We start from the raw sequence: 21,607 nt of genomic DNA, 5'->3' as shown, positions 1-21,607 counted from the left end.
CGTCTTCCCCTCCACATTAACGCTGCTTTGTAAACTGAAGTTAAACGAAGGAAAAATTAGTGCTCTCAGCAAGGATCCTCGAGCTGTGACAGCAGCTTGACGGCAGCCAAATAATCATCCGTTGTATTCATATTGTACAAAGGGGAGGGCGTAGGCCGGATAGGCGTAAAGCCGGATTCTGGAACATATAGAACGTCCAGCTTCTCCAGGCACTCCATGACTTTGAACCTTCCACCGCTCAGCGCTGCTTCCAGCGCCGGAAGTGTCCGCTTATGATACAGCCCGAGCAGGGGCTGCGTCCGGCCGGAGGCGGACACCGGAACAGCGGCAGACGCGCCGAAACCGGCTCTATGCCTCACTGTCTCGGGATACGCTGCCGCATGGCAGCTGAGTATGTACTGCAGAAATAACGCCGAAGCAAACGGCAGATCACAAGCCGCTACCAGATTCCATTCCGTTGGTGAATGGCTGAGCGCCGCATGAAGACCTGCCAGAGGGCCGCAGCCTTGATAATGGTCCGTGATCTGGGGGAGCTGCAAGAAGTCATACTCCCTGCGCTCCAGGGGACCGCAGGCAATGACCGTACTTTCGGCTAGCTTGGCCAACTCGTCCGCCAGCCGGGCAATCACAGGTTCTCCGGCAAGTGTAAGCAGCGCTTTATCGCTGCCCATCCGCCTCGAAGCCCCCCCTGTCAGAATAATTCCCGTGTATTGTATCATGATTTCCTCCCGCTGAAATCTCCTGTTCTCTATGCGTATCGTATCAAACTTTACAGCGCGAAAACAGCAAGTCTGACGGGATATCACTTCAAAATCCTTTGCTGCAGGAAAGAAATGAAATTTATTACGCGGGCGAACTTTTTCAAAATTCGAAAAAATATAGACACTGGTTGATTTTGCGGAGGTCTGTGCTAGACTCTAAATTCAAGGCCTCCTAAGCGCCGGTTCCGGCAGCTGCCTAAGGATAAGCGAGGCTCATTCCATAAATGTTTACGTAAACATTATAGAAAACTTAGCTGCAAAAAGGAGTTATCCCATGAAACGTTACCTCGTAGACAGGCCTATCCAATCGAAGCTGTTAATCTGCTTTTTGCCCATTTTGGTCTTATCCGTCGTACTGACCGGATTCTTCTCTTATCTTTCGTCCAGTCGGCAATTAAAAGAAAACGCTTTCTACGCCCTCGCCGACACCACTCATCAGACAGCCCTGTTCATGAACGACAAATTTCTCACAATTTTCGAACAGCTGGTGCGCCTGGAGGATAATGATGCCCTGCAGAGCATTCTCTCGGGAGAAGGCCAGGCGGCCGACCAGAACCGGTATGACGATCTCATTAAGCTGCACGACCAGCTTGACGATGTATACCATTCCTATTTTCAGATGATCGATTCCATCTTTGTCGCGTTCAATAACGGAAGATCCTTCAATCTGCAGCAGGAATATGTCCCCCGGCAGGTCCATATTGATCTGAACGATTGGCTTAGGCGCTACAATACCTCGCAGAAAGGCTACTATTGGCTGAACAGCCATAAGGATAGGATCTTTGAGACGGTGGAGCAGCGGAGAGTTATGAGCAGCTTCAAAATGATCGGTACCGAACATTCCCCGGCCAGCGGCATTGTCCTTATCAATTTACGCGAAAGCTATTTTCTCGAGATTATGGAGAATGTAAAGATCAGTCCGGGCGGGACACTGATGCTGATCAGCCCGGAGGGTGAGCTGTACTCCAAGACCTTGGATGCCGAATATGAACTCAGCGGGGAAACCATTAACGCACTAAGAAACGGATCACAGGACAGCGGCAGCCTGACAGCCGACAGCAAGGCAGGCCGGAAAATGGCCATCGCCTACAATACCCTGCCGCTCAATCATTGGGTGCTTGCAGCGGTTGTGCCGGAGAAGGATATTCTCGAGGGAGCAATCCGCATTAAATACATCTCCCTGGTTCTGATCCTGTTTATCCTAATTGTGTTCATCGTGGCTGCCGCGGTTGTCGCCCGCAATCTCAGCAACCCGCTCCGCTACCTGTCCAAGCAGGTCAAACGTTTCGAGCGGGGAGACCTCGGCGTCAGCTTTGAGCTGGACCAGCATAATGAAATCGGCGTGTTGGCCCGCGGGCTCTCCGGCCTGGTGGCTTCGGTAGCCCAGCTGCTCGAGACAGTGCGCAGTGAGCAGGAGAAGAAACGCCAGATCGAGCTGCAGGCGATGCAGGCCCAGATCCAGCCCCATTTTCTCTACAACACGCTAAGCTCCATCAAACATCTGATTGATATGAATGAGCGGCAGCGCGCTTCCACCATGGTCAGCGCATTGACCTCCTATTTCCGGATCAGCATCAGCAAAGGCCGTGAGATTATTCCGGTCCGTGAGGAGATGGAGCATGTGCGCAGCTATCTGATGATACTCAACATCCGGTACAGCCAGGAATTTGACTTCGAAATTAAAGTCGAAGACGAGCTGCTTGAGCTTCCCATTCTCAAGCTTACGCTACAGCCGCTGGTGGAGAATGCCATTTACCATGGAATCAAAAACAAGCACGGCCACGGCTTCCTCTCCATTTCCGGCCGCCGTGAGGGGGATTATGCTGTCTTTGAAGTGTATGACAACGGGCACGGGATCAGCCCGGACAAGCTTTTACAGCTCCGCGCCTCGCTGGAATCAGAGACGGTAGGACATGAAGCCATCACCTACGGGCTGTGGAACGCCCACCGTAGGATTATCCTGCATTTCGGCAGCCGATATGGGTTAAAGCTTGACAGCGAAGAGGGTTTGTATACACAAATAAAGGTGTACCTCCCTTATACAGGCGATACGAAAGGAGAACGATTATAATGCTGAAACTGCTGATTGTGGATGATGATAAATGGATCCGGGAAGGCATACGGGCCAATGTGAAATGGAGTACTGAAGACATTGAGGTGACTGGAACCGCCGCGAACGGAGAAGAGGGCTGGCTGCTTGTTCAGCAGCTCCGTCCGGATATCCTGCTGACCGATATTCAGATGCCCCTGCTGGACGGGCTCCAGCTCGCGGAGATGGTGAACAGGGCGTATCCGCTGACCCGGATTATTTTTCTGACCGGCTATGATGATTTCTCCTATGCCAAGAAAGCTCTCCACCTCCAGGCTTCCGACTACATTCTGAAATACGAGGACAATGATACCATCCTGAAGTCCGTAGCGGCTGCCGGACGCAGTCTGCTGCAGGAGCTGCGGGAATCGGAGAAGGCTCAAAAAAGCCAAACCCTGATTGAAAATAAGTTCTTCTCCGATCTGCTGTCCGGTGTTCCCAGCATCGACTGGGCACGCCGCGAAATGGATCTCCTCGGCATCCGCTGGGAGGGGAACTACTTCCGGGTCGCGGTGATCCAGCCCGAAGATCTGCGGCGCTTCTCCCGGCCCGGCATTGAGGAGAACGCCGAGCTGCTGCTGTTCTCCATCCGCAATATAGGCGTTGAACAGTTCAGCGGCCGGGCCCCAAAGCCTTTTTTCGTCCATTACAACCACAGAATCAATATTCTCTTTAACCTGGAGAAACCGGGCGAGGCGGATCAACCGGACGGTTCCTTTGCCCAATTGCTGGAGGAGATGAGGAATACGATTGAGGCCTGTCTTAAAATTCCGGTAAGCATCGGTGTAGGCAGCGTGTGCGAAGGTTTCGCCCAGATCCCCTACTCTTACAATAAAGCCCTGACGGCTGCGCATATGAAGGATGTTGCCGGCGAACCCGGCCTGTTCTTCTGCGATGAAATGCGCCATTCACAGCATTCGCATCACATGCTGCTGAAGCAAATGGAGCAGTATATTATCAAACATTACGCTGATGAGAAGCTGAGTCTCGCGGCAATTGCCGGTGAAGTTCATATCTCACCATCGTACGTAAGTACTCTCTTCAAAAAATACAGAGAGATCAACGTAATCGAATATATCGCCGGCATCCGGATGGAAAAGGCGGCGGAGCTGCTGAAGCAGACAGATTACAAATCCTATGAAATTAGCGAAAAGGTAGGCTACCCTAATCCTCAATACTTCAGCGTGCTGTTCAAAAAGCACTTCGGCATGTCCCCTTCGGACTACCGTAAGGCTCAGCAGGGTTAAGCGGGCAGCCGCTAACTTATACGCAAACTGTTAAAGAAAACAAACAACCTTTGAAATATATCTTATTCAGCTGATCCGCTATCTGAATTACGATTGTTTTGGAGGTGCAGTTATGGATATTACGCGACAAACCGGGGGCAAGCTTGCCTTATCCAAACCGGGAAAAAGAAAACGCATCAAAGGGGACGGGTGGCTTCCCTATTTGCTTATCGCCCCCACAGTCCTGCTCATTGCGGGCATCCTGATCTTTCCGATATTCCGGGTATTCGACCTGAGTGTTCAAAGCTACGATTTCACCCGTCTGCAGGAAGCAGGCTATATCGGACTGGAGAACTTCCGCCATATCTTCACGGAAGACGATTTATTCTACTCCACACTCGTCACTACGCTAAAATGGGTGTTTTCAGAGGTGGCCCTTCAGCTGGTCTTCGGGCTGATTGTTGCCCTGCTGCTGAACCAGTCCTTCCGGCTGCGCGGCCTGGTCCGCTCGCTGGTGCTGGTTCCCTGGGCCGTATCCGGCGTGCTAACGACCATGCTGTGGTCGCTCATGTTCAACCAGCATATCGGGATCATCAACGATATCCTGATGAAGCTTGGCATCATTGATGAAGCCATCGCCTGGCTGGCTAATCCGAGCACTGTGTTCGGCTCCGTAGTCTTCGCCGAGCTGTGGCGGGGTATTCCGTTCTTTGCGATCACACTGCTCGCCGCACTGCAGACCATTCCGCACGAAGTGTACGAATCCTGTGAGGTGGACGGTGCCGGGCCCCTGAAGAAGCTGTTTCATATCACTCTTCCTTATCTGAAGGAGAGCATTATTTTCGCCACCCTGCTCAGAGCCATCTGGGAATTCAACTCCATCGACATGATCTTTACGATGACGAACGGCGGCCCGATGGATATGACGACAACGCTGCCGATTTATATGATGAAGACCTCGATCCTTGAGGGCAATTACGGATACGGCTCGGCGCTTGGTGTCGTCACCTTCCTGTTCCTGATGCTCTTTGTCATTCTGTACCTGAGACTCAACCGGGGAGGAATGCAGGATGAATAAGACTACCGGCCGCAAAATAGGCAGCAGGCTGCTCTTTTACATTCCGCTGGCCTTAACGCTGATCTTTGTACTCGTTCCTTTTCTATGGGCTATCTCCACCTCTCTAAAAAAAGAAACGGACATTATGAGCTCGACGATTCAATATCTTCCGTCTCCGCTGACCTTCGAGAATTATATCAATGTGTGGAACGATAATAATTTCTCGCAATATTTCCTCAACAGTGTGCTGGTCTCCATCCTGTCGGTGATCGTCATTACACTGCTGTCGGTGATGAACGGTTATGCGATGAGCCGGTTCAAGTTCAAGGGAAAAAGCGCCTTTATGCTGATCCTGCTGGCTACACAGATGATGCCTGTCATCCTGTTTGTAATTCCGCTGTTCCTGATTTTCAAGAACCTCGGGCTAATCAACACGCCTTACTCGCTCGTCCTGTTCTATATTGTGCTGCAGGTCCCGTTCAATACGATATTGATGCGCGGCTTCATTGCCTCCACCCCGAAGGAGATTGACGAAGCGGCCATGGTCGACGGTGCGGGAAGATTCCGCATTATCTTCGCCATCATTGCGCCGATCGTGCTTCCGGGCATCGTGGCAACCAGCGCCTTCGCATTCATCGGCGTCTGGAATGAATTCCTGGTCGCGTTCTCGTTTATCACAACGCCTGACCGCTTCACCATTCCTATCGGGCTGAAATTTATGATCGGCGAATTCAGTGTGCAGTATGCCTCACTGGCAGCGGGAAGCATTATCGGGCTGATTCCTCCTGTGCTGCTGTTCATGTACATCCAGCGTTATTTGGTGGAAGGCCTCGGCGGTGCCGTCAAGGGCTAATCCGGCTCCAGTCATTAAGGACGGGGCCGGGCTGGCTTTTCCCGGAAACGTCCTTAATATATACTACAATATAACTTTCAGGGAGGTCTAAAGATTTATGAAGACAAGAAAATTACGGAGTTCCGTATTGGTAGGCGCCTCGCTTCTGCTGGCATTGACCGGCTGCGGCTCGAACAAGACAACGAACTCCGCCTCATCAGGCGAAGCCAGCAAGAACGGGGATAAGGCTAAGCAGACGACCATCAGCTTCTGGGCAGCTGCGGTGACTACGGAGCGCAACGCTTTTTTCGAGAAAATTATCAAGCAGTTTGAGGAAGAGAACCCGGACATCAAGGTGGATTATCTCGGGGTTCCCGGCGATTTGTCCGCTTACGAGCAAAAGGTAAATGTCGCGATCTCCGCAGAACAGGCACCGGATATCATGAATGATTTCAAGGCCGACCTGCTCGCCAGAGATGTGCTGGAGCCCCTCGATGCCTATTATGACAGCTGGGCCGACAAGGATCTGATTTCCGCTGAGCTGATTGCCAGCAACCGCAAGCTGGATACCAAAGAAGGAAAATTGTATGCGCTACCATACAGCTCCCAGACCTGGAATCTCTGGCTGCGCCCTGACTGGTTCAAAGAAGCAGGCCTTGCGCTCCCCGATACCTGGGATCAATTCTTCGAGGATGTTGCCAAGCTTACCGATAAATCCAAAGACCGCTACGGGCTTAGTATCCGCGGGGGTGCCGGAAGTGCCAATACGCTGGAAATGCTGATGTACTCCTACTCCGGAATTGCCGATTATTTTACGCCTGAAGGAAAAGCAACGATTAATGATCCCCTTCACGCAGAGTTTCTGGAGAAATATTTAGGCGCGTATAATGTCTATACTCCAGAGGATGATCTCAACAAGGGCTGGAGCGAGCTCGCCGCCACCTTCCAATCGGACAAAGCGGCTGTTGTTGTGCATAACCTCGGCTCGGCAAGCTCCCATGAGAAAGCATTCAACGGAGACTATACCAAGTTTGAAGCCGTACCGTTTCCGAAGGGTGTCAACGGCTATCGTGAACATCCCGGCCTCATGCCGCTGGGTCTGACCATGACCAAAACCGCCGAAAACAAAGACGCGGTATGGAAATTCATGACCTTCTACCTGTCCCATGACATCAACAGCCAGTACGCCAAGCTATATGGTGAAATCCCTGCTAATCAGGAGGCGGCCGCCGATGCCTGGATTCAGGACATTCCTTATATGAAATCCGCTTCGGAGCTGCTCAATTCGGCCGACACGCATTTTGCCGGCACTCCGTATTATCTACCGGGCTACAGCAATATCCAGAAAAAGATTGAGCCTATGATTCAAAAGGTGATGGCCAAAAAAATGACCGGAACGGAAATGCTGGACGAATGGGCTAAACTGCTTGAGGCAGAGAAACAGTCCTATGATCAGACTCAAAAATAATACGCCACCGCGAATGGGAGGGCTGGAATGAATACTCATGCTGCTACAGGTTCCGGACGCTGGATTCCCGATCAGGGAGACGGAACTTACAGAAATCCGATCATCTATGCCGATTACTCTGATCCCGATGTTATCCGTGCAGGCGATGATTTCTTTATGACCGCCTCCAGCTTTGCGCATACGCCGGGTCTGCCGATCCTACATTCCCGTGATCTGGTCAACTGGAGCATCGTCAATCATGCGCTGCCGCAGCTGGAGCTTCCCGGCTATGAGCGGGTGCAGCACGGCAAAGGCGTGTGGGCGCCCAGCCTGCGCTTTCATGACGGGCAGTTCTGGATCTTCTACGCAACACCCGACGAAGGCATCTTCATGACCAAGACAGATAACCCGTTTGGTGCCTGGGAACCACCGCATCTGGTGAAGGCCGCCAAAGGCTGGATCGATCCTTGCCCTTTCTGGGATGAAGACGGGCAGGCCTATCTGGTCCATGCCTTTGCCCATAGCCGTTCCGGCCTGAAGCATATTCTGAGCCTCTGCAGGATGTCCCCGGACGGCAGAAGCCTGCTGGATGAAGGCCGGATTATCATCGACGGCACAGTAAAGCATCCTACACTGGAAGGTCCGAAGCTGTACAAAAGAAATGGCTATTATTATATCTTTGCCCCCGCCGGCGGAGTGCCCACAGGCTGGCAGGCGGTCTTCCGCTCCACCGCCATCGATGGGCCTTATGAGGATAAAATCGTGCTGTATCAAGGGGATACCCCGGTGAACGGCCCGCATCAGGGAGGATGGGTTGAGCTTGCGTCCGGCGAGTCCTGGTTTATTCATTTCCAGGATAAAGGCGCCCACGGCCGGATCGTCCATTTGCAGCCCATGGAATGGCAGGAGGATTGGCCGCTGATGGGCCGGCTTGCACCCGGGCAGGACATCGGAGAGCCGGTAGAGCTCTGGAGAAAGCCCAATATCCGTGCGGCCGGAGAAATTGCCGTTCCCCAAACTGCAGATGACTTCCGTGGACCGTCGCTCGGCCTGCAATGGCAGTGGCAGGCCAATCCGGCTACCGGCTGGTACAGCCTGAATCCCTGGGGCGGCTTGAGACTGTATGCCGCGGCACTTCCAGAGGGCTGCCGCACTCTTTATGACGCCCCGCAGCTGCTCATGCAGAAGTTCGCCGCTCCCGTTATTTCGGCAGCCGCACAGATTACGCCCAGCTTTGCCACCTCCGAAGAACGGGCGGGCCTTGTGGTCTTGGGACAGCGGGCCTTCTATCTGGCCTTGTCTATGGACCAGGACGGAGCGCTCCGGCTGACCCAGTATGAGAGCAGTGGTGTTACAGAGAACCTCACGGAAGCCGGGGATATTAAAAAGGCTGAGATACTCACCGGTGCAGACAGCCTGCACTTAAGGTTCAGCTTGGGGGAAGATTGCCTTTGCCGGTTCAGCTTCAGCCAGGACGGTTCACAATACACCGATTTCGGTGAGCCGTTCACGATTGCCGAAGGACGGTGGGTCGGAGCCAAAGTTGGCCTGTTCGCAGTCTCCTTTGCCCCGGTCGAGTCCGGGGGCTTTGCGGACTTTGACCATTTCCATATCTAAGTTAAACTCCTTGCCGATATCCCAGGATATCGGCTTTTTTCCACTTAAAAAGCTGACGGGAGCAGAAATTAGACAGCTGGCTGGAAAATCATTCAAAACTTGGTTTGTATCCCTTTTCAACAAGTGTTACAGTGTTAGAAACGGCCTATTTTAAGGCTGAAGCAAGGAATGCAAGACATCTGGCGGGAAAGGAGTGCCCAATTTGCGGGAGTACCTTAATAAGCATCCATCCTTCAGCTCTCTGAAATGGTTCAATTTCTTCGTATATGGAACCGTGGTCCTCTTCACCAGCTTCTTCCCACTATATCTGCAGGATGTAGGGATGAATAAGTTGGAGATCGGGAGCTTAATGTCGGTAGGAGCACTCGTTTCAATTATTGCCAATCCTTTCTGGGGCATATGGAGTGACCGTTATCAGAATATACGGCGGATTGTCCTCGTCATGCTGACGGGAACATTAGTATTGTCTCAGCTTGTATTTCAGGCGCATACATATGAAATGATTTATGTTTCCATCCTTTTCTTCTACTTTTTCCAGGGGCCGCTGTTCGCCCAGAGCAACACGATGATTCTTAGCTATATTGACGGCACGAATCACAAGTTCGGCTCTTTCCGGCTCTGGGGCTCGCTCGGATGGGCGCTGACCGCGATCCTGGCCGGGCCCGTTATTGAGTGGGCCGGCGTATCTATCTTGTCTTATCTCTTTGCTGCACTGCTCTGCGCTGCTATGCTTTCGCTGGTTGCCCTGCCGAGGCTCGATCATTCCATAGGCGTTGCGCCATTGCCGTTCAAGGGCTTCCAAAAAATCTTTTATAATCCGTTTTTTCTATGTTTTATCTTCTTCGGCATTCTGGTCTCCATCCCCAATACGATGAACAACACCTTCGTGTCGCTCTACATTACAGAGCTTGGGGGCAGCAAAACAATGATCGGCCTTGCCGTATTCCTCTCCTCTATCCTGGAGGTGGGAGTGCTGCTGCTGTGCAACCTTTTCCTGAAACGCAAGGTCTCTGTGCTGCTGGGCTGGCTGGCACTCGTAAGCGTCTTATTTGTCCTGCGCTGGTGGCTGATGGCCGGTGCGACAACACCGCTTCAGGTGGCTTTTATTCAAATTCTGCACTGCATTACGTTTGGCGGCTTCTTCTATGTGGGAACGCAGCTGACCATGCTGCTGGTTCCACGCCCCTACCGTTCCTCTGGACAAGCCCTCTACACTCTGACCTGGAGCGGCATTTCCGGCATTCTCGGCGGCGTTCTCGGCGGTTGGCTCTATCAGACCCTCGGGGCCCAGAGCATGTACCAGTCCGGTGTATTCCTCTCGTTCATTGGAACGCTTGGCTTCGGCTTAATGTGGCTGTTCGTCAGCCGTGGTGACTACCTGAACCCGGCGGAGCAGGACGAAGAGCTGGCGGGCTACGAATAATAACCTCATAAGCAGCGGATACACCCCATAGAACATAACACAAAAGCAGGCTTGGACTTCCCGATAAGGAAGCCAAGCCTGCTTTTATGTTAGCCTGCCAGATTACAATGCTACGAATTAGCCCTGCTTAGGCGGCTGGAATGAGCTTTTGAGGGATACCACAAGATTGAACACGAGATGTCCCGGCGCGGAGTATTTGCTGTCCACGTTAAAATAGCCATGGCGGAAGAATTGGAACTTGTCCTGCGGCACACTGCCCTTCAGACCCGGCTCCACAAAGCCCTGCAGAATCTCAATGGATTGCGGGTTCAGCTGATCAAGGAAACTCGGCTCCGGTTTGTCGGCCACAGGCTCCATTCCTTCGATCTCAGCCTCTGCATCCGCTTCTTCAGCGGAAATCAGCGGCTCATAGAGGCGGAATTCCGCCGGTACCGCCTGGCTGGCATCCACCCAGTGCAGTGTTCCCTTGACCTTGCGGCCGGTAAATCCGCTGCCGCTCTTCGTCTCGGGATCATACGTGCAGTGCAGCTCCACAACCTCGCCGTTCTCATCCTTGATGAACTCGTTGCACTTAATGAAATAGGCGTTCTTCAAGCGCACTTCGTTGCCGGGAAAGAGACGGAAATATTTGTTCGGCGGAATCTCCATGAAGTCATCGCGCTCAATGTAGATTTCACGGGAAAATGGAATCTGCCGGTTACCCATTTCCGGATTCTCCACATTGTTCTCAATCTCGAAGTATTCGGTCTGACCTTCCGGATAATTGGTAATGACCACCTTCAGCGGCCGCAGTACGGCCATCGTCCGGGGAACGGTCAGCTTCAGGTCCTCACGGATGAAATGCTCCAGCATTTGCAGGTCCACCAGACCCTGGCTTTTGGAAATGCCTGTTTCGTGCACAAAGCTGCGGATCGCTTCCGGAGTGTACCCGCGGCGGCGCAGCCCGGAAATCGTCGGCATACGGGGATCATCCCAGCCGTCCACATGGCCTTCGTCCACCAGCAGTTTCAGCTTGCGCTTACTCGTTACCGTCTGGGCCAGGTTGAGCCGGCCGAATTCATACTGATGCGGCACGGCCGGCATCTCGCATTCTGCGACCACCCAATCATAGAACGGGCGTTGATCTTCAAATTCCAATGAGCAGAGGGAGTGGGTTACACTCTCAATAGCATCTTCCAGCGGATGTGCAAAGGTATACATCGGATAGATGCACCATGCATCGCCGGTGTTATGATGATGCGAGTGGGAAATACGGTAAATGACCGGATCGCGCAGGTTGATATTCGGTGAGGACATGTCAATTTTGGCACGGAGCACCTTTTCGCCGTCCTTGAATTCCCCAGCCCGCATGCGGCGGAACAGATCCAGGTTCTCTTCGATTCCGCGCTCACGGTGCGGGCTGTTCTGCCCCGGCTGGGTCAGCGTACCGCGCAGCTGGCGGATTTCGTCAGCGCTGAGGTCATCGACATAGGCTTTACCCTTTTGAATAAGCAGTTCTGCCCGCTCGTACATTTCTCCGAAATAATCGGAGGCAAAACGCAGTTCATCCCATTCATAGCCGAGCCACTTTACATCCTCTTGAATGGAATTCACATATTCTGTATCCTCTTTAAGCGGATTGGTGTCGTCAAATCTCAGATTGGTCTTTCCGCCGAATTCATCAGCCAGCGTAAAGTTAATCCAGATCGCCTTGGCATGTCCGATATGTAAGTAACCGTTCGGCTCCGGCGGAAAACGGGTGACGACCTCCTTAACCTTCCCCGAGCTCAGATCTTCAGTAATAACATTCTTAATAAAATTGGAGGGTGTTCCACGGTTCTCCACAGCTATCAACCTCTCGTTCTGTATTGTTCTACTTCCTTGTATGAACATGTTTCCTACTAATATACCCGTTAACCGTAGAATGTTCAATAAAATGGGTGACTCACTCAGCCTTGCCGAATGCTTTGACTTCTCTCCCGGCGATAGAGTAGCATGGAAATTATAAGGCATGATTAACCATAACTTAACAAGGGGGACTCATTCTCATGAAACCGATGAAACTGCCTAAAGAGCAGCGCGACATTATTACAGAGAACATCCGCACTTACTTCGAAGCCGAACGCGGAGAGACCATCGGCCATCTCGCAGCCGACAATTTGCTGGATTTCTTCCTTAAGGAACTGGGACCTGCCCTATACAATGGAGCGCTGAGCGATTGCCGCGCCCTTGTCGGACAGCGGATGCAGTCGCTGGAAGAAGATATTTACGCTCTGGAATGGAAGAAGCGTTAATCAGTACATCCGGCCCTAGTGGCACAGAGGGAGGCAGCCGCTTGTTTAATTATGTCATTGATGAAGAGCTTGTGCTGAAGCTGTTGATGCCGGAGCAGGCCCGCCACATGTTCGCGCTGGTAGAGCGCTCGCGGAGCAGGCTCAGGCAGTGGCTGCCTTGGGTTGACGGAGTCACCGAGCAGGACCACATCGCCACATTTATCAAAAATGCCGCCAAGCAGGGCAGCGACAACGGCGGCTTCACCGCCGGACTGTGGGTCCGGGGAGAACTGGCCGGCATTATCGGCTACCATGAGATAGATTGGCAGAGCCGCTCCGTCGGAATCGGCTATTGGCTTGGAGAAGGATATGAAGGCAAAGGCTACATGACCAGCGCCTGCCGGGTTTTCGTAGATTATGCGCTGCTGGAAATGGAGCTGAACCGCATTGAAATCCGCTGCGCCACGGGCAACAAGCCCAGCCGGGCGATTCCCGAGCGGCTGGGTTTCGTATTCGAAGGAGTTCTGCGCCAGGCGGAGAAGCTGCCTACGGGCTATGTGAACCATGCGGTATACGGCCTGCTGCGCAGTGAATGGAAGCTGCTGAGCTAAACAGAGGGACATATACAAACCGGCAGAATGTAACGGAATTGTCGATCTTTTATAACAAACCAAGCCCCCCGTAACAGGCATCCGGGGGGACTTGGCATACCATCAAATTCACCGATTTGGATATCAGCAGTTGTTAGCTCTCCGCAGCCTCAAGCCAGCTCCGGAACTTCATCCGGGTTCCCGGCGCCAGGCTGTCCAGTTCCGATAGCTCAGCCAAACCGTTCTTGTCCTTTCGGCCATGTTCCATCAGGTAGAGCACCCGCTTTACAGGGTAGCCTCCCGCACCGGATTCCTTCTTGACGATTACATCACCAGCTGTAATCTGACCTTCACGCAGTACACGGAAATAAAATCCGCTGTATCCGGTAGCCAGTACTTTGGCCGGCATATCAGCCGGGCCATGCTTCTGCGAGAGCTTAAAGCAAGGAAACCGCGGCTGGCTAACCTGCAGCAGAGTCGAACCGATCTCATACACATCACCGATGCAGACCTCGGTCTCCAGCAGTCCGCTGACTGTGATATTCTCGCCGAAGGCGGAGAACTCCAGTTTCTTGCCGAGCTGCTCCTCCCAAAAGGCATAATGCTCAATCGGATACACACAGACCGCTTTGTCCGGCCCCCCATGGTTCACCAGGTCCGCTTGCCCGTCACCGGCGAATCCCTCAAGATGAAGCTGTACCGGCCCAGCCGCCGGCATTTTATAAATCCCCGTTTCCAGCGGCTTACCACGGTAATCTACCGTTACAGGTTTGCCTACATTAAGCGAAATGACTTCCATTTCCCTTCCCTCCAGTCAGCATGCAGCTCATAAATACCTCATCTACATAATGTCCGCCAAGATAAAACTCTTCCCTGAGCCGGCCCTCTTCCTCAAATCCGCATTTCCGGTAGAACGAGAGCGCAGGAGTGTTGCTGGACAGCACCCGCAAGCGGAGTTTACGTATCCCGTTCTCTCCGGCATGCTGCTTGATCGCCTCGATCAGCTGTCCGCCGATGCCAAGCCGCTGGAACTTCGGATGGACAGCGATGTTCACCTCGCACACATGGCGGTTGCTCTCCATCCCGCTGGGACAGCCGAAACCGACATACCCGCATAGTTCTCCTTCCTGCAAAGCTACAAGCTGGGAACCGGGAGGGGTATGGAGCAGATAATCCTCACGGGAACACCACATTAATGGACCCGGTGTGGTCTCCTCCGTCCAAATCATGTTATCGAGAATAATCAGCTCACGGGTATCCTTGAACTCCGAGGGACGAATCGTGAGCGAGCCTCTAATAATTTGTTGCATAGCTCTTTGCACTCCTTGACTTACCTTTAAATGATTCTTCTACAGACCATTATACCCCATTTTGTTCCAGTGCACGGCCAGAACGGTTGATGAAGGCATGGACCGCGAAGAACCCCACCGCCAGCAACGCCATTCCGCAAGCCAGCCAGCCTGTCGGCGCAAGGCCTCCCCGGTCATACAGGCTGCCCATCATATAGGGGCCGAGAACTCTGCCGACCGCACCGATCCCACCGCTAAGCCCGAGATAGAAGGGCGCACTGCGGTCCGCATGATCGGAAATAAATGAAGGCATTGCCGGAGAAATAAGCATCTCCCCCAGCGTGGTCAGCAGCATCGCCAGCACCAGGCCGGGATAGCTTGGGGTTAACAAGATCACTGCATATCCACTCAGGTAAAAAACAGCGCTTGCCGTCATCTGCGCCGTCGAGGTCTCTGCGAACCAGCGTTTGATCAAGCTTACCAGCGGCTGTGCGGCAAAGATCAGAATCCCGTTGAGCGTCCAAAGAAGGCTGTAGGTGCTCTTAGCCCAGCCTTCCGAAATAATAAACGGAGAAACTCCCGTATTCCAGATTGAGTTACCGATCAATAAAAACAACGAACCTAAGGCCATATACAGATAGATTCGGGTGTGGCCTATAAGCTTCCAGTTCGACAGCTCTCCGGGGCCGTTTCTCCTATGCGGCTCGGCATGGGCCGGCTCTGTGCCAACCTTCCGCAAATACACAAAGAAAAATGCGGCAAACACGGCTGAGGTCAGCCCATTAAGCACAAAGCTCAACAGATAGGAAATATCGGCCAGAAAACCGGCCAGCATCGTGCCCAGCGCTACCCCAATATTATTGGCGACATAAATTACATTAAAAAGCTCTCCGCGCTGTTCTGCGAAGCGGAAACCTATAAAGGCCTGAATGGCCGGCAATGACAACGAATTGAACAGACCCACCAGCCCCATCACCAGCATGAACATATTCCAGTTCACGCTTGCCGCCGGCAAGGTAAACAAGGCTAGGGCATTCATGGCCAGCGCACCGACAATCAGGCGTTTGACACCAACTTTATGATAGAGTGATCCACCCAGCAGTTGTCCGAATATGCCTCCGAGGGATTGAATAACAATAACGAGTGCGGCATCTGTCATACTGCGGCCCAGTTCATCAAATACATACATCGTGACAAGCGGCCACATCAGCGCGCTACCCGTTGCATTAATAAGACTGGCAATCAGAAAAACTTTGACTTCCTTTGGATAAGCTTGTAGAAACCTCATGACTTGTCTTTCAACCCCTGTAATATATGTGTCATTAATTTCATCCAGTATCATCCCAAAACAGGACGAAGAGCAAGCATCCACACTGACGCATTATCGCGTCACTTAAACACAACATCCCCCATGATTTTTGACCAAAACCTATGGACAGCCCTAGCAGTAAAAAGCCTGTCGAATCGGATCTTTGTATTTTATAACTGCTGCCGCCATGCGTAAAGAAATTTGCTGAACGAGACTGATTCGTTCTTCGTTTGCCCGGGTAATAGAGCATATGAAACACTCCCTATTATTCGCCGTGAGCCCGATTTCGTTCCCCCGAGTCGGTATGCACGGCGAATTTTGTGTTGTGCACCCCTATTTCACCTCACAAAAAAACACCCCGAGAACCTTTCCTCTTGAGCCGTTATAGGCTGGAAGAGGAAAAGTTACAAGGAGTGTCTATTGCCGTTTAAGACGGCATTTAATTAGTAAGGATTAAGCGTGTTTCTTCACTCCGACAGAGGATACACCCTCTACGGATTGCACAGCCGCCGGCCCTTTACGAAGGTAAGCCATATAATAGGCTGCGGCTACGAAGATGGCTCCGCCTGTAAGGTTGCCCAGCCATACCGGGGCAAAGTTTCCGAAATATTGTGCCCAGGTAAAATGCCCCTCAAATATAGCAGCAGGGATAAGAAACATGTTGGCTACAACGTGCTGGAATCCGATGGCCACAAATGCCATGGTCGGGAACCAGATACCGAGGATTTTGCCGCTAAAATTATCCGCCCCGTAAGAGAGCCACACGGCCAGAGCTACCAGCCAGTTACAGCCGATCCCGGAGACAAAGGCCTGCAGGAAGGTTGCGTCAATCTTATGTTCAGCCATATCGACCAGTTTATCGAGATAAACTCCGTCTGCGGTGAGGCCGACAACGTGGCCGAAGAAATAAGCAACGAACAACGCGCCTGCCAGGTTGCTGAGCGTGATTAGCACAAGGTTCTTGATGACTTCCCAGAAGGAAATCTTCTTCGCCATAAATGCCAGCGGCACGGCCATCATATTGCCTGTCAGCAGTTCCCCGCCGGCCAGCAGCACCAGGACCAGTCCTACCGGGAACACCGACGCCCCGATAAAGTTTGCGATGGAGCCCCATTCCGCCGGAGCACCGGCAATGACACGAATATCCAGTAAAAATCCGAGCGCAATAAACGCTCCCCCCAGAAAACCGAGAATAAGTACGGTGGCAAGCGGGTTGTGAGCCTTCTTGATTCCGTTCTCTACCGTTACCTCGGCGATCTGCTGCGGTTTGTTATAAGCCATGATTCCTATCCCCTTTTAATACTTAAAATTTGTTCCTTTATGCCATTGTAGCGTGATCGCAATCACATTTACGTGATAAAAGTCACGTCTAGGAAAACTAAGTGAAAGTTTTCACTGACATGTCAAATTTACCATTACTGTATTGGATGCAGAAACAAAAAAAGACCAGATCCATGGGCTGGATCCGGTCTCTTGGGTTTGTTTTATACAGTTACAATTTCTTTGACTGCAGACATCTTTGGCAATGCCTGAAGGCCAGCAGTGTTCAGGAAGTTCCATGGCTTGTTGTAATGCGGCTGGAAGAAGAAATCAATGAAGGCCAGCTGATCCACCGTCATTTTGTTCTGGATGCAGACAGACACGGTATTGATCGACTGTGTCAGATCCATCTTGGACATAATCTGCGCTCCGAGAACCCGGCGGGTGGCGCGGTCAAATACTACTTTTAACTGAACCTGCTCAAAGGTCGGCATAAACTCCGGACGGTAGTTGTCGATCAGCAGCACGCTCTCGATATCCATGCCTTCGGCTTTGGCCGCGTCTTCCGTCAGTCCCGTTCCAGCGATGTTATCCTCATAAATCTTAATCCCCGATGTTCCCTGCGTACCCATGTATGGGATCGTGTTCGTCACCAGGTTGCGCGCTACCAGTGTTCCCATACGTACAGCATTCGTAGCCAGCGGAATATACGCATGTTTGCCGGTTGGGTTATAATGAATCGCACAGCTGTCGCCGGCGGCATAGACATCCGGGAGGCTGGTCTGCATATAATCATTGACGATAATCGCCCCGTTAGGCAGCATATCCACTTGACCTTTCAGCAGCTCTGTATTCGGACGGAAGCCAATGCAGAGGATAACCAGATCGGTCTCATGCTCCCCTTTGCTTGTGATCACCTTGGTCACTTTACCGTTCTCTCCGGCAAACGAGCTGACCTTCTCCCCGAGCGCCAGCTTGATGCCGTGATCCTCCAGTGTCTGCTGGATCGGTGTAGTGAATTCTTCATCCAGATATTTGCTCAGGATCCGGTCCTCGCCGTCGATCAGCGTAACCTGCTTGCCGTTCATTTGAAAAGCCTCCACCAGCTCGACTCCGATATAACCGGCTCCGACAACGGTGATTCTGTCCACCTGCTGTGCTTTTTCGATAATGGTGTTGGAATGATTGTAGTTCTTCGACAGTAGGATGCCATCCAGCTCCATGCCTTCCAGCTTCGGCACAATCGGCCACGAGCCGGTAGTCATAATAAGTTTGTCATACGTATCTTCAAATTCCTGGCCGTTAGCCAGATTACGGGCTATTAAGGTTTTGCGGGCTGTATCCACATTGATCACTTCATGGCGCATCTTTGTATTAACACCCAGTTCAGCAAGCTTCTCAGGCGAAGAATAAAACAGGCCTTGCGGATCTTTAACCACTCCGCCGACATATAGAGCAATGCCGCACGACAGGAAGGAAATATTATCATTGCGTTCGTACACCGTAATTTCGGCATCCGGGTAAAGCTGGGCGGTATTAACAATTGCGGCGGTTCCGGCATGGGTACATCCAATGACTGCTACTTTCATGATTTCTTCCTCCTCCAAATTGGCAAGCATATTTTTGTCTGTTTGTTTGTGATATATTTCACTTTATATACTGATTATATTGTGATTAATATCACATTGCAAGCCTTTTGGTACATCTTCTCATATTGTTCACATTTGAAATGTATGAACTTCGCCTTTTTTTAGGTACTCTGCGGCTTCCTTTAGCTTTTCCCCGGCGGCAAGACATTATGTCTTAAAAATGCAGGAAGCAGCAGCCAGCCTAGGATCACAGCAGCAGTGCAGCAGGATAATATCAATGGAGGAAACCCGTCACGCAAAAAAAACCGGAGCCCGCGCAAATTACGCAGCGGGTCCGGGGTTTCGGCCATACTAAAAGATATAAAAACTACTCCAAGCCGTTAATTACACCGTCTTCGTCAACGGAAAGCCCTTCGGCGGCCGGCTTGGCCGGGAGCCCCGGCATGGTCACAATATTGCCGGTAATCACAACAGCGAAGCCTGCGCCCAGCGACAATGTAATATCACGCACCCCCATCGTGAAACCTTCAGGCGCACCAAGCAGTCTTGGCTGATCTGAGAAGGAATACGGTGTTTTGGCCATGCACACCTGAAGCTGCTGTAAGCCCAGCCGTTCGATGATGGCCAAACTGCGTTTGGCCGCAGGGGAGAACGCGACTTCCGCACCACGGTAAATTTCGGTGACGATTTTATTGATTTTGGACGGAATATCCAAGCTGTCTTCATACAGTGGGGCGTAACTCCCTGCATCTTCACGATCCAGCAGTTTCTTCAGCTCCGCTGCCAGCTCGAGTCCACCTGCACTGCCTTCTGCCCATACCTTGGAAACGGCCGCAGGCACGCCAAGGCGGCTGCAGGCGTTCAGCACCTCTTCTATCTCCGATGGCACATCACCTTCAAAGTGATTGAGCGCAACTAGCACAGGGACGCCGAATTTTCCCAAATTCTCAATATGGCGTTCCATATTGGACAGTCCCGAGAGCAGTGCCTCCCGGTTGCCGGCATACAGCTCTTCTTTGCGGACACCGCCGTTATATTTCAGTGATTTCACCGTCACGACCAGCACAGCCGCAGAAGGGGCAAGCCCGGCCTGACGGCATTTGATATCCATAAACTTCTCCGCGCCGAGATCAGCGCCAAACCCCGCTTCGGTTACAACCACGTCACCCAGCTTCAGCGCATAACGGGTCCCGATGACACTGCTGCAGCCGTGGGCAATATTCGCAAAAGGTCCACCGTGCACAATGACCGGCGTCCCCTCCAGTGTCTGCACAAGGTTAGGCTTCACAGCTTCCTTAAGCAGCGCAGTCATCGCTTCCACCGCCCCGAGATCCTTGGCCGTTACCGGCTGCCCTAACTGGTCATATCCGACCAGCATGCGGCCTAAACGCAGCTTAAGGTCAGCAAGGTTATCGCAAAGGCACAGCACAGCCATAATCTCCGATGCTGTTGTAATCTGGAAACCGCTCTCCCTCACTGTTCCATTGCCGTCGCCCAGCCCGGTCACAATGCTGCGCAGACTGCGGTCATTCATATCCATGACCCGCTTCCAGACGATGCGCTGCGGATCGAGGCCCAGCACATTCCCTTGGAACATATGATTGTCGATCATCGCCGACAGCAGATTATGCGCTGAAGTGACTGCATGAATATCCCCTGTAAAGTGCAGATTAATCTCATCAGCCGGAACGATCTGTGCCTTGCCTCCGCCGGTTGCCCCGCCTTTCATGCCAAGGCATGGCCCCAGCGAAGGCTCGCGCAGTGCCGCTACCGTCTTCACCCCCGCTGCATTCAGCGCCTGGGTTAGCCCGATGGTTGTTAAAGTCTTGCCTTCGCCTGCCGGCGTAGGATTAACCGCAGTAACCAAAACCAGCTTGCCATCGGGCTTGTGCTTCAGCTCATCCCATAGCGTTGGCGCCAGCTTGCTTTTATATTTGCCGTACAGCTCCAGATGCTCTTCACTAATCCCTGCTGCCGATGCTACCTCTGTTATTAACCTCATGCCCTTATAAAACCCTCCTGCCGTTATTATCCTGCTTCGTACTGCGCATTATGCGCTTAGTGTGTTTTATGTATGATCAACGATGATGTTGTCTCTTCAAAGGATACAGCGTCTCTGAAAGGCGTCAAGGATTATTTTCATAGTATATTTCACAGCACAAGCCGTGGCAATGGATTCTGTGGCTGCTTTCACCGGAGATCAGCTATGGCTAATCAAATAAAAGCCCTCCCAAAATGCGGTTTGCACCGGGTTTCGGGAGGACACTGAATTTGCACTAAGACAGGCATGGCCCGGGTTTGCAAATGCTGTTTACAGCAAAGATTCTATGAGTCCCTTCATCGTTTCAGGGGATTCCTTCGGCTCCACGCGGGCCACAACCTTGCCGCTGCGGTCAACCAGGAACTTGGTGAAGTTCCACTGGATGTCACTGCTCTCGGCTGCACCCGGCTGCTGGCCCTTCAGATATTGAAAGAGCAGGCTTGCATCCGGTCCATTGACATCCACTTTGGCGAAGACCGGGAATTTGACGCCATAATTAATCTGGCAGAACTCCTCCGCTTCTTCACTCGTTCCCGGCTCCTGGCCGGCAAATTGGTTGCAGGGAAAACCCATCACAACAAGACCTTGGTCACCATATTGCTCATAAAGATTCTGTAGATCTCCGTATTGCGGTGTAAGTCCGCATTTGCTGGCCGTGTTCGCGATCAGCAGCACTTTGCCTTCATAATCCTTAAGCGGCACTTCTTTACCGGAAGGCGTTACTCCGGCAAAACTGTAAATAGACATCCTGCATCCCTTCCTTTCGGGTGTATGTTAATAAATGACCGGTATTGCAGCGAAATGCCCAGACTGGGACTTTGCATT

At 52.1% G+C, this 21,607-nt stretch carries 18 protein-coding genes; 9 read left to right on the top strand and 9 right to left on the bottom strand.

Translation table 11 applies throughout. The features are described 5' to 3' along the window. Nucleotides 1–65: 65 nt before the first annotated feature. Nucleotides 66–719: a molybdenum cofactor guanylyltransferase gene (gene mobA / locus AC3WT9_RS27055; RefSeq protein ID WP_492408243.1), complete on the bottom strand. Its 654-nt coding sequence runs from the start codon at nucleotides 717–719 to the stop codon at nucleotides 66–68. Between the two features lie 316 nt (nucleotides 720–1,035). Here mobA and AC3WT9_RS27050 point away from each other — a divergent pair, with 316 nt between their 5' ends. From AC3WT9_RS27050 to AC3WT9_RS27020, 7 genes are all read left to right on the top strand, one after another. Next, nucleotides 1,036–2,832, top strand: coding sequence for a sensor histidine kinase (locus AC3WT9_RS27050; RefSeq protein ID WP_492408241.1), 1,797 nt, complete (start codon nucleotides 1,036–1,038; stop codon nucleotides 2,830–2,832). After that, the gene (locus tag AC3WT9_RS27045; RefSeq protein WP_076109680.1) at nucleotides 2,832–4,097 is read left to right on the top strand and encodes a response regulator; all 1,266 of its coding nucleotides are present in this window, start codon (nucleotides 2,832–2,834) and stop codon (nucleotides 4,095–4,097) included. The genes AC3WT9_RS27050 and AC3WT9_RS27045 overlap by 1 nt, the downstream gene beginning before the upstream one ends. A gap of 112 nt (nucleotides 4,098–4,209) precedes the next feature. Next, nucleotides 4,210–5,154, top strand: a complete 945-nt coding sequence (locus AC3WT9_RS27040; protein WP_341096877.1) for a carbohydrate ABC transporter permease — start codon at nucleotides 4,210–4,212, stop codon at nucleotides 5,152–5,154. Further along, the gene (locus AC3WT9_RS27035; RefSeq protein WP_038597501.1) at nucleotides 5,147–5,986 is read left to right on the top strand and encodes a carbohydrate ABC transporter permease; all 840 of its coding nucleotides are present in this window, start codon (nucleotides 5,147–5,149) and stop codon (nucleotides 5,984–5,986) included. Before AC3WT9_RS27040 ends, AC3WT9_RS27035 begins: the two co-directional genes overlap by 8 nt. A gap of 97 nt (nucleotides 5,987–6,083) precedes the next feature. Next, nucleotides 6,084–7,433, top strand: a complete 1,350-nt coding sequence (locus AC3WT9_RS27030; protein WP_341096880.1) for an ABC transporter substrate-binding protein — start codon at nucleotides 6,084–6,086, stop codon at nucleotides 7,431–7,433. Between the two features lie 27 nt (nucleotides 7,434–7,460). Continuing rightward, on the top strand, nucleotides 7,461–9,029 hold the full coding sequence (locus AC3WT9_RS27025; RefSeq protein ID WP_341380035.1) for a glycoside hydrolase family 43 protein: 1,569 nt from the start codon (nucleotides 7,461–7,463) through the stop codon (nucleotides 9,027–9,029). A 202-nt stretch (nucleotides 9,030–9,231) separates the two neighbouring features. Continuing rightward, nucleotides 9,232–10,452 carry an MFS transporter gene (locus tag AC3WT9_RS27020; RefSeq protein ID WP_492408237.1) on the top strand — a complete coding sequence of 407 codons (1,221 nt, stop codon included), beginning with the start codon at nucleotides 9,232–9,234 and terminating at the stop codon, nucleotides 10,450–10,452. 117 nt (nucleotides 10,453–10,569) lie between these two features. Here the strand turns inward: AC3WT9_RS27020 and AC3WT9_RS27015 are convergent, their stop codons facing one another. Then, complete coding sequence (locus AC3WT9_RS27015) at nucleotides 10,570–12,276, bottom strand: glutamine--tRNA ligase/YqeY domain fusion protein (protein WP_492408235.1); 1,707 nt, start codon at nucleotides 12,274–12,276, stop codon at nucleotides 10,570–10,572. Nucleotides 12,277–12,479: 203 nt separating this feature from the next. Here AC3WT9_RS27015 and AC3WT9_RS27010 point away from each other — a divergent pair, with 203 nt between their 5' ends. Both AC3WT9_RS27010 and AC3WT9_RS27005 read left to right on the top strand, forming a co-directional pair. Next, on the top strand, nucleotides 12,480–12,725 hold the full coding sequence (locus AC3WT9_RS27010; protein ID WP_038597516.1) for a DUF2164 domain-containing protein: 246 nt from the start codon (nucleotides 12,480–12,482) through the stop codon (nucleotides 12,723–12,725). Between the two features lie 41 nt (nucleotides 12,726–12,766). Continuing rightward, nucleotides 12,767–13,315, top strand: coding sequence for a GNAT family N-acetyltransferase (locus tag AC3WT9_RS27005; RefSeq protein ID WP_341097808.1), 549 nt, complete (start codon nucleotides 12,767–12,769; stop codon nucleotides 13,313–13,315). 133 nt (nucleotides 13,316–13,448) lie between these two features. Here AC3WT9_RS27005 and AC3WT9_RS27000 read toward each other — a convergent pair whose 3' ends face one another. The 7 genes from AC3WT9_RS27000 to AC3WT9_RS26970 all read right to left on the bottom strand — a co-directional run bounded on the left by AC3WT9_RS27000 (nucleotide 13,449) and on the right by AC3WT9_RS26970 (nucleotide 21,529). Beyond that, on the bottom strand, nucleotides 13,449–14,093 hold the full coding sequence (locus tag AC3WT9_RS27000; protein ID WP_341096889.1) for an MOSC domain-containing protein: 645 nt from the start codon (nucleotides 14,091–14,093) through the stop codon (nucleotides 13,449–13,451). Next, the gene (locus AC3WT9_RS26995) at nucleotides 14,074–14,604 is read right to left on the bottom strand and encodes a GNAT family N-acetyltransferase (protein WP_341096890.1); all 531 of its coding nucleotides are present in this window, start codon (nucleotides 14,602–14,604) and stop codon (nucleotides 14,074–14,076) included. Before AC3WT9_RS26995 ends, AC3WT9_RS27000 begins: the two co-directional genes overlap by 20 nt. A 49-nt stretch (nucleotides 14,605–14,653) precedes the next feature. Next, on the bottom strand, nucleotides 14,654–15,871 hold the full coding sequence (locus tag AC3WT9_RS26990; protein ID WP_341096892.1) for an MFS transporter: 1,218 nt from the start codon (nucleotides 15,869–15,871) through the stop codon (nucleotides 14,654–14,656). Between the two features lie 474 nt (nucleotides 15,872–16,345). Next, nucleotides 16,346–17,173 carry a formate/nitrite transporter family protein gene (locus tag AC3WT9_RS26985; protein WP_492408232.1) on the bottom strand — a complete coding sequence of 276 codons (828 nt, stop codon included), beginning with the start codon at nucleotides 17,171–17,173 and terminating at the stop codon, nucleotides 16,346–16,348. Between the two features lie 203 nt (nucleotides 17,174–17,376). Then, nucleotides 17,377–18,741, bottom strand: a complete 1,365-nt coding sequence (locus AC3WT9_RS26980; RefSeq protein WP_341380039.1) for an FAD-dependent oxidoreductase — start codon at nucleotides 18,739–18,741, stop codon at nucleotides 17,377–17,379. Nucleotides 18,742–19,108: 367 nt separating this feature from the next. After that, entirely contained in the window at nucleotides 19,109–20,743 is a 1,635-nt protein-coding gene (locus AC3WT9_RS26975) for a formate--tetrahydrofolate ligase (protein ID WP_341380040.1), read from the bottom strand. A 309-nt stretch (nucleotides 20,744–21,052) separates the two neighbouring features. Further along, nucleotides 21,053–21,529 (bottom strand): glutathione peroxidase, encoded by a 477-nt coding sequence (locus tag AC3WT9_RS26970; RefSeq protein ID WP_341096899.1) that lies wholly within the window; start codon nucleotides 21,527–21,529, stop codon nucleotides 21,053–21,055. Nucleotides 21,530–21,607 lie beyond the last annotated feature (78 nt).

This window comes from Paenibacillus sp. EB106-06-01-XG199 (assembly GCF_058791575.1).
This window is presented reverse-complemented; position numbering and strand designations above follow the sequence as displayed.